7 protein-coding genes are annotated in these 8,061 nt (G+C 71.0%); 2 read left to right on the top strand and 5 right to left on the bottom strand.

Annotated features, from left to right (window positions below; translation table 11 throughout):
• From hpnE to hpnC, 3 genes are all read right to left on the bottom strand, one after another.
• Positions 1-1,123: hydroxysqualene dehydroxylase HpnE (gene hpnE / locus HUX53_RS15480; RefSeq protein WP_309237244.1), on the bottom strand; the 1,123-nt coding region annotated here is incomplete at its 3' end.
• A complete protein-coding gene (locus HUX53_RS15475) occupies positions 1,120-2,037 on the bottom strand; it encodes a squalene/phytoene synthase family protein (protein WP_176403894.1) in 918 nt (305 codons plus the stop codon). The genes HUX53_RS15475 and hpnE, both read right to left, overlap by 4 nt.
• Before the next feature lie 61 nt (positions 2,038-2,098).
• Positions 2,099-2,962: a squalene synthase HpnC gene (gene hpnC, locus HUX53_RS15470; RefSeq protein WP_176403893.1), complete on the bottom strand. Its 864-nt coding sequence runs from the start codon at positions 2,960-2,962 to the stop codon at positions 2,099-2,101.
• 125 nt (positions 2,963-3,087) lie between these two features.
• Between hpnC and HUX53_RS15465 the strand changes: the two genes are divergently transcribed.
• Positions 3,088-4,068, top strand: a complete 981-nt coding sequence (locus HUX53_RS15465) for a DUF2804 domain-containing protein (protein WP_176403892.1) — start codon at positions 3,088-3,090, stop codon at positions 4,066-4,068.
• Here HUX53_RS15465 and HUX53_RS15460 read toward each other — a convergent pair.
• Both HUX53_RS15460 and HUX53_RS15455 read right to left on the bottom strand, forming a co-directional pair.
• On the bottom strand, positions 4,031-5,782 hold the full coding sequence (locus HUX53_RS15460; protein ID WP_176403891.1) for a glycoside hydrolase family 2 protein: 1,752 nt from the start codon (positions 5,780-5,782) through the stop codon (positions 4,031-4,033). The two genes, HUX53_RS15465 and HUX53_RS15460, sit on opposite strands and share 38 nt — an antisense overlap.
• Positions 5,782-7,083, bottom strand: a complete 1,302-nt coding sequence (locus HUX53_RS15455) for an MFS transporter (RefSeq protein ID WP_309237243.1) — start codon at positions 7,081-7,083, stop codon at positions 5,782-5,784. Before HUX53_RS15455 ends, HUX53_RS15460 begins: the two co-directional genes overlap by 1 nt.
• Before the next feature lie 141 nt (positions 7,084-7,224).
• On the opposite strand from HUX53_RS15455, the gene HUX53_RS15450 reads away from it, so the two are divergent.
• Positions 7,225-7,941 carry a carboxylesterase family protein gene (locus HUX53_RS15450; protein WP_176403889.1) on the top strand — a complete coding sequence of 239 codons (717 nt, stop codon included), beginning with the start codon at positions 7,225-7,227 and terminating at the stop codon, positions 7,939-7,941.
• Positions 7,942-8,061: the final 120 nt, after the last annotated feature.

Genomic DNA, 8,061 nt, shown 5'->3' with positions numbered 1-8,061 from the left:
GCCGCGTCACGAACAGCTCCCGGACGGCGGCGCCCCGCGCGGCGGGCAGCAGCCGCCGCAGCTCCGGGACGAACCGGGCGCGCAGCTCGGCGGTCGGCATGTCGATCCACCGGTCGGCGGCCGACAGCGACACCGCCAGGTACTGGCCGCGGCGCAGCCCGCTCACCGCCGTCCGGTCGAACACCCACTGGACGGGCGAGGCGACGGCGGCGGCGAACGGCGCGTCCAGCACCTTGCGGTCGTAGACGACGTGCACGTTCACGATCGGGCTGGCGTCCAGCTCGGGCCAGCGCAGCGGGTCCGGCAGCGCCTGCGCGGGCAGCAGCCGCGCCGCCGCCTCGTGCGGCACCGCCATGATCACCGCGTCGGCGGCCATCGGCACCCCGTCCACCACCACCTTCGGGTCGGTGGTCACGGCCTCGACCTTCGCCTTCAGCCGGACGGTCCCGCCCATCTCCGCGATGCGGCGCAGCGCCGGGCCGCCGTGCAGCTCCTCCAGCGGGACGAGCGGAACCCCGATGTCGGCGGCGTTCGCGCGCCCCAGCAGCGCCCGCTTGCAGACCATCGCGGACAGCCCGAGCGCCGCGTCGTCCACCTCGGCGTTCAGCGCGGCGGTGATGAACAGCCCCCACAGCGCCTGCCGCGCCCACGTCCGCTGCCCGCGCTCGGCGAGCCACGTCCCGGCCGACATCGTGTCGAGGACGGGATCGGCGGGGTCGAGCCGGCCCAGCCCGGCCGCGGTGCGCATCGCGCGGAGCCGGTCGCCGGGGGCCAGCGGCGCGTAGCGGGCCAGCGCCGGCAGCAGGTGGAGCGGGCTCGGCAGGGCCGCCCGCCGAAGCCGCGCCGCATTCGCGCCCGGCCGCAGGACGGTGACGTCGAACCGGTCCTGCACCTCCACCAGGTGGTCGGCGCGGAGCCTGCGCAGCAGCCCCTGGTACGCCGAGCAGCACCGCAGGAACACGTGCTGACCGTTGTCGACGCTCAGCTCGCCCCGGACGAACGAGTGCGTCGCGCCGCCCAGCCACGGCCGGGACTCCACGAGTGTCACCGGCACGCCCGACTCCTGCAGCGCGATGGCGGCGCTGATGCCCGCGAGCCCGCCGCCCACGACCACCACGCTCACCGCTCCACCCCCGACAGCGCGCGCGCCGCGACCACGGCCTTCTGCCAGGTCGGCAGGGAAACACGGCCGTTCACCGCGCTCGACGGCTGCGCCGCGATCGTCTCCAGCAGCCGCCGGTAGATGCCCGCCATCGCCGCCGTGCACGCGGCGCTGCGCCGGTCCAGCAGCGGCAGCAGCCGCAGCCCCTCCGCGTACCAGGCGCGGGCCCGCTCCGCCTGGAAGCCGACGAGCTTGTTCAGCCGCCACGGCGGGTCGATGAACGTGCCCGACTCGTCCAGCTCCAGGGTGCAGCCGAACCGGTCCAGGTCCTCGCGCGGGATGTAGGTGCGGCCCGCCAGCCGGTCCTCGCGCAGGTCGCGCAGGATGTTGGTGAGCTGCAGCGCGACGCCGAGCGAGTCGGCGAGGCCCTCCGCGCGCTGCCGGCCGTCCGACCCGAACACCCCGAGCGACAGCCGGCCGACCGTCCCGGCGACCCGCTGGCAGTACCGCAGCAGGTCGTCGAACGTCTCGTACTCGGCGCCCCGCACATCGTTCTCGCAGCCGTCGATCAGCTCGTCGAACGCCTCCAGGGGGATCGGGTAGCGGCCCGCCGCGTCCGCCAGCGCGGTCAGCACCGGATGCCCCTCCAGCGCCCGGACGTCCGTCCGGCGCCGCAGCACCTCCTGCACGGTCAGCAGCCGCTGCCGCGACCGGTCCAGCAGGTCGAGCCGCACGCACGCCGGCTCCGGGCCGTCCCCGATGTCGTCGATGCCACGCGCGAACGCGTAGATCGCGCTCATCGCCCGCCGCTTCGGCGCCGGCATCAGCCGTATCCCGTAGGAGAAGTTCCGGGCCTCCTCGCGCACCACCCGCTCGCAGTGCCGGTACGCCTCGACCACCCGCTCGGACCGCTCGCACGCCTCCGAAACCGTCATCGGACACCCCCCTCAAGGGCGGGGCGTCCCTGCGCTCGTGCGCGTCCCCTCGGCAACACCGTCATCGCCGTCCTTCCTTGAGCGTGCGCGCCCAGCGCGCCGGGAGCGTGGCGTGGCGCGGGCGCAGCCGGCGGGCGAGGACGTCGTAGCGTCCGCGCGCCAGGGCCGAGAGCGCCGCGCGTCCTCCGGCCACGTAGCCCGCGACCGCGATCCGCGCCCATCCGGTCAGCCCGGCCATGAGCGGCGCGGTGCCGCGGTCCAGCAGGTCGGCGGCGCGGCCCGCCTCCAGCGCCAGCACGCCGCGCAGCCGCGTCGGCGTGCTCGGGCGCGCGAGGTCGTCCTCGGCGCAGCCGAACCGGCGCAGGTCCTCGCCGGGCAGGTAGATGCGCCCGTCCCGGTAGTCCTGCCCGGCGTCCTGGCAGTGCTCGATGATCTGCAGCGCCGTGCACACGTCGTCGGACGCGGCGACCAGGCCCGCCCGGTGCGCGCGGAACAGGTGCAGCACGATGCGTCCCACGGGCGCGGCCGACAGCGCGCAGTAGCCGGTCAGCTCATCGAACGTCTCGTACCGGTGGACGACCTGGTCCTGCCGGTTGGCCAGGACGAGGTCGCGGAACGGCGCCTCCGGGATCCGGTGCGCGTGCACCGTCCCCGCCAGCCGTCTTAACTGCGGCAGGTTCGGCGTCCGGCCGGCGAACACCCGGTCCAGGTCGTCGTCCACGAGGCCGAGCAGCTTGGGCCGCTGCTCCGGCGGCGCCTCGTCGCCGATGTCGTCGACGAGCCGCGCGAAACCGTAGACGGCCCGCAGGTCGGCGCGGTGCCGGGCGGGCAGCAGCCGCGCCGCCACCGGGAAGTTCTCCCGCGCCGCGAGCCGGTCGAGCGCGCGATCGTGCTCCGCGGCGCTCCAGGGCGGTTCAATGATCACCTTGGGAAGATCGACCGGACCGGCACCAGAGAAACTCTGGCCAAGGTATGGACTTATTTAAACGACGCGTGTCCTGCCCCTGAACCGCCGCGGAGTTCCTGGCGGCCGGTCAGTAGGCTCGCGGGATGGGGACGCACGAGCGCGAGATCACCGAACCCGTCGACCTGTGCCTGCCGGACGGACGGCTCAACCCCGACGCGGTCGGGTGGACGCGGCGGCCGCTGCACCGGTCGAACCTGCGCGGGTGGGGGCGGGTGAAGCGGTGGGAGTACTGGGGCATCGTCACGCCCCGGCACATCATCGGGCTGGTGGCGTCGTCGCTCGACTACGCCGGGGTGCACGGCGTGTGGGTGCTGGACCGCGAGACCGGCGAGGAGTCGGCGAGGGACGCGGTGGTGCCGTTCGCGCGCGGCGCCGTGTTCCCCGACCGGAGCGGTGCGGGCGAGGCGTCCGTGCGGGGCGGGGGAGTGGCGGTCGGTGTCCGGCAGGGGCCGTCGGGGTCGCGGGTGCGCGCCCTGGCGCCCGGTGTGGTCGATCTTGACGTGGAAGTTCCGCTGCCGGACGGGCACGAGTCGCTCGGTGTGGTGATCCCGTGGGGGCCTCGGCGTTTCCAGTACACGGTGAAGGACGTCGGGCGGCCGGTGGCTGGACGGCTGACGCTGCCTTCGGGAGAGTACGAGATCGGGGAAGGTGCCTTCGCGGTCCTCGACCATGGGCGTGGTAAATGGCCTTACCGGATGACATGGAACTGGGCGGCGGCCAGCGGACCGGGTCTGGCGCTGCAGTTCGGTGGCAAGTGGACGGACGGCACCGGCATGACCGAGAACGCCGTTTTCGTGGACGGCCGGCTCCACAAGATCGGTGAGGAACTGGCGTGGGCTTATGACCCGTCCGACTGGCTGCGTCCTTGGACGATCAGCGGGAAGCGGGTGGAGGTCGAGTTCCGTCCGTTCCATGAGAAGGTCTCGCGGACCGAGTTGGGTGTGGTCGGGACTGAGACGCACCAGTGCTTCGGGCATTTCAGCGGGCGTGTCGAAGTCGACGGCTCGTGGATCGATTTCGACGGGCTCACCGGGTGGGCGGAGGAGGCCCGACAGCGCTGGTGAGGCGCGCGTTCACCGCACGGACCAGGCCCTCCGGGAGTTTGCAGACTTCGCGGTCGTAGGTGAGGAGGCCGTTGAGTTCGTCCTCCACGTCCGAGAGCTGGGTGTAGACGGTCGCGCTGAGGCCGCGTGGGATCGCCGGGACGATCTGCCGCGCGTGCAGCCGCGCGAACGCGGCGCCGAGGCGGCCGGGGGAGTCGTAGCGCTTGTAGCCGAAGTCCTTGTCGTTGAAGGCGTGGCCGTCGATCCGCAGGTTGTATCCGCCGTATTCGGACAGGACGAGGACGCGAGGGTCCCGGCGGCGGGGCACCCGGAAACTCCGGAAATAGACGTGCAGGCTGCGCAGGTCACCGGCCTTCTGGTCGTGCCATCCGCTGGCGTGGTCGACGGTCCGCGTCGGGTCGAGCCTTTTGACCTCGCCGGCGATGTCCGCCGCGTCGAACTGCCCCCAGCCCTCGTTGAACGGCACCCAGACGGCGATGCTCACCACGTTGCGCAGATGCTCGATCGTGTCCCGCATTTCTTCGCGGAAACGTTCGCGGGAGGCTGCGTCGGCACGTCCGAATCGCTTGTGTTTCGTGTCGTCCAGGCGTAGCGGGGATACGGCCGGCGCTGTGATGACTTCCGGACGGTAGGGGCCGCCGCCGTTCACCATGTCCTGCCAGACGAGGATGCCCAGCCGGTCGCAGTGGTAGTACCAGCGGCTCGGCTCCACCTTGATGTGCTTGCGGAGCATGGTGAATCCGAGGCGCTTCATGGTGGCGATGTCGTGCACCAGCGCCTCGTCGGACGGGGCCGTGTACATGCCGTCCGACCAGTAGCCCTGGTCGAGGACACCGGCGTGGAAATACGGACGGCCGTTGAGCAGTAGCCGTGGGGCGCCGTTCTCGTCGGGTCCGATGCCGAAGGAGCGCATCCCGACGTAGCTTTCGATTCGGTCTCCGCCGAGTTCGACGGTGATGTCGTAGAGGAAGGGGTCTTCGGGGCTCCACCGGCGAACGTCCGCAATGGGTATTCGGGTGGGTTCGTTGGCCGTTGTTTCGGCGTGTGCGATGACCTCGTTGTTCGCGCGTACGTCGATACGGGCTGGTGCGTTGCTGGTCGCGTGGACGGTTACCTCGACGCATTCTTCGTCCAGGTGCGGGACGAGTGTGAGCCGCTCGACGTGCACCTCGGGGACGCACTCGATCCACACCGTCTGCCAGATGCCGGACTGGGCCGTGTACCAGATTCCGCCGCGCTTGAGTTTCTGCTTTCCCCAGCCGCGGTCGCCAGTGTCGGACGGGTCCTGAACCTCGACGACGAGGGTTCCGGTGCCGTCCTCCAGGAGGTCGGTGATGTCGAAGCTGAAGGGGAGGTAGCCGCCTTCGTGCCGTCCCGCCTCCCGTCCGTTGACCGTCACGCGGCAGGTCTGGTCGACGGCGCCGAAGTGCAGCAGGACGCGGTGGTCCTGCTGGTGGAAACCGTCCGGTATCTGGACGGTCCGTCGGTACCAGAGCGTCTCGTCCGGGCGGAGTTGCCGGCCGACGCCCGACAGTTCCGACTCGGGCGAGAACGGCACGATGATCTCGCCGTCGTATTCGGCCGGCTCCTCGTCCGCGAACGCGTACTCCCAGCGTCCGTTGAGGTTGAGGTAGCTGTCACGGACGAGTTGCGGCCTCGGATACTCCGGCAACACCGTGTCCGGATCGAGTGCCTTGCCCCACTTGGTGGGCATCAGACGGCCTCCTTCGTCCTCGCGTCCCGGCGGCGCAGCGCCAGCACCGGTGGCACGATCAGCACCAGCACGGCAGCCGCCGCCAGGAAGATCGTCGGCGTCGGGACGTGCTTGAGCACGCCGAGGTCCTCGTAGCGCTCGTCCGCGCCCTTGATGACGGCGGCGCCGAGCCACGGCCCCACCATCATGGGGATGAGGATGGCGAACACCATCCGGAGCCCCTGCACGTGCCCGGCCCGCCCAGGCGGCGTGTAGTCGCGGACGAGCGCGCCGACCGGGGCCAGAACCAGCATGAACCCGGACATCAGGACGAGCCCGGCGCCGATCACCGGGACCATGCCGCGCGCGAGCGGCATCAGCAGCAGCCCGGCCGCGTACACCGCGACCGCCGGCACGAGGAACCGCGCCTTCCCGACCCGGTCGATGACCCGTCCGGCCAGCACGCTGACCGCCGAAGCGCCCGTCAGGACGACGGCGAGGACCAGCGCGTACCCCTCGATGTTCAGGTACCGCTCCAGGTAGATGATCAGATACGGCAGGAAGACCTGCGTGGAGATGCCCCACACGCACCACGCCGAGAGCGCGAGATACAGCCCCGGGTTCTCCCGCACCGCCGAGGGCCGCAGCCCGTGCACGAGTGCGCCGACATACCCGCCCGCGTGCCGTTCTACGGGATGATCCCGGACGAACACCCACGCGACGACTCCGGCCACCGCGATGATCAGCCCGATGACGAGGAAGAACAGCGACCACTGGCCGTCCCGCGTCATCCAGTCCAGCGCGCCGAAGACGACGAGCATCGACATCAGCGGCATGACGGCCAGCACCGACTCGACCCGTCCCCGGTTCTCCGTCCGGGTCACGTCCGTCACCCACGCTTGGAACGCCGCGTCGTTCGCGCCGGACCCGAGGAACGACATCACGCAGTCGAGGACGACGATGGTGACCACCGCGACCAGGACCGCGTCCGCGAACGGCGCGACCTCCGCGACCGTGTCCGCGCTGACCAGGCCGAACGCCGCCGTGGACAGGCCCCACACCACATAGCCGCCGGCGATGAACGCGCGCCTGCGCCCCAGCCGGTCCGACAGCGCCCCGATCGTCAGCGTCGCGAGCGTCGCCGCCACCGCGCTCGCCGCCACCATCGCCGCGATCACGTCGGGGTTCCCGCTGATCGTGTCGTAGACGAACACGTTCAGGTACATGTTCTCGACGGTCCAGGCGAGTTGGCCGACGAAGCCGAGCACGACCAGCATCGTCCAGAGCCGCCGTCCCAGCGGGACGGTGTTTCCCGTTGTCACGGACGAGACAGTACAACCATCACTTACTGGATGATCGGCCGTCATCCCGCACAATGGGTTGCATCCCATCCTAGAATCAAGTTCTAATTTGGGTCTGGGGGAATCGGGGGCGCCAGAAGCGTCGTGCTGAAAGGAAGCCCGATGAGGCTCACCGGCATCCCACTGCTCGCGTCCGTACTACTCCTGGCCGGCGCGGCTCCGGCCGTCGCCCAGGCCCGTCCGTCCCATGCACCCGCCGTCGTCCGCACCGACCTCGGCCCGGTGCGCGGCCAGGCGCACCCGGGTTACCGGATCTTCCAAGGCATCCCGTATGCCGCACCACCGACCGGAAACCTGCGCTGGAGACCACCACAACCGGCGCGGCCGTGGCACGGCATGTACGACGCCACGTCCCCCCGCAGCCAGTGCGCGCAACTCGCCCCGCCCTACGGCGGCGAGACGACCTACGGCGAAGACTGCCTCTACCTGAACGTCACCACCCCCGCCCGCGCACGCCGGCTCCCCGTCATGGTCTGGGTGCACGGCGGCAGCAACACGACCGGCAGCGGAAGCGCCTACAACGCCGCCAAGCTCGCCGTGGACGGCGACGTCGTGGTCGTCACCATCAACTACCGCCTCGGCCCGCTCGGCTGGCTCGCGCACCCGGGCCTGGAAACCGGCGCCGACCGCCGCTACCAGGCGGGCAACTACGGCCTCCTCGACCAGCAGGCCGCCCTGCGCTGGGTGCAACGCAACGCGAGGACCTTCGGCGGGGACCCACGGAACGTGACGCTGTTCGGTGAATCCGCCGGCGCCGCGGACTCCTGCGCAAACCTCGTCTCGCCGTCCGCCGCCGGACTCTTCCACAAGGTGATCTAAGAAGATCTTGGGTTTCTCGACTTGCTGGTTTCGTGTCGGTCACCCGGTGATGTAGGCCAGGTGCGGGTCGGAGAAGAAGCTGCGCAGCAGGCGGGGCAGTTTCTGGAGACGGTGGAGTGC

It is taken from the genome of Actinomadura sp. BRA 177, assembly GCF_013372625.1.
Classification (GTDB): Bacteria; Actinomycetota; Actinomycetes; order Streptosporangiales; family Streptosporangiaceae; genus Spirillospora.
Note: the sequence above shows the minus strand (reverse complement) of the source record. Positions and strands in the feature narration are given on the sequence as shown.

Excerpts from the sequence above, each read along its gene's own strand:
- HUX53_RS15450 (WP_176403889.1), top strand. The coding sequence starts at position 7,225 with ATGAGGCTCACCGGCATCCCACTGCTCGCGTCCGTACTACTCCTGGCC.
- HUX53_RS15460 (WP_176403891.1), bottom strand. The coding sequence starts at position 5,782 with ATGCCCACCAAGTGGGGCAAGGCACTCGATCCGGACACGGTGTTGCCG.
- HUX53_RS15465 (WP_176403892.1), top strand. The coding sequence starts at position 3,088 with ATGGGGACGCACGAGCGCGAGATCACCGAACCCGTCGACCTGTGCCTG.
- HUX53_RS15475 (WP_176403894.1), bottom strand. The coding sequence starts at position 2,037 with ATGACGGTTTCGGAGGCGTGCGAGCGGTCCGAGCGGGTGGTCGAGGCG.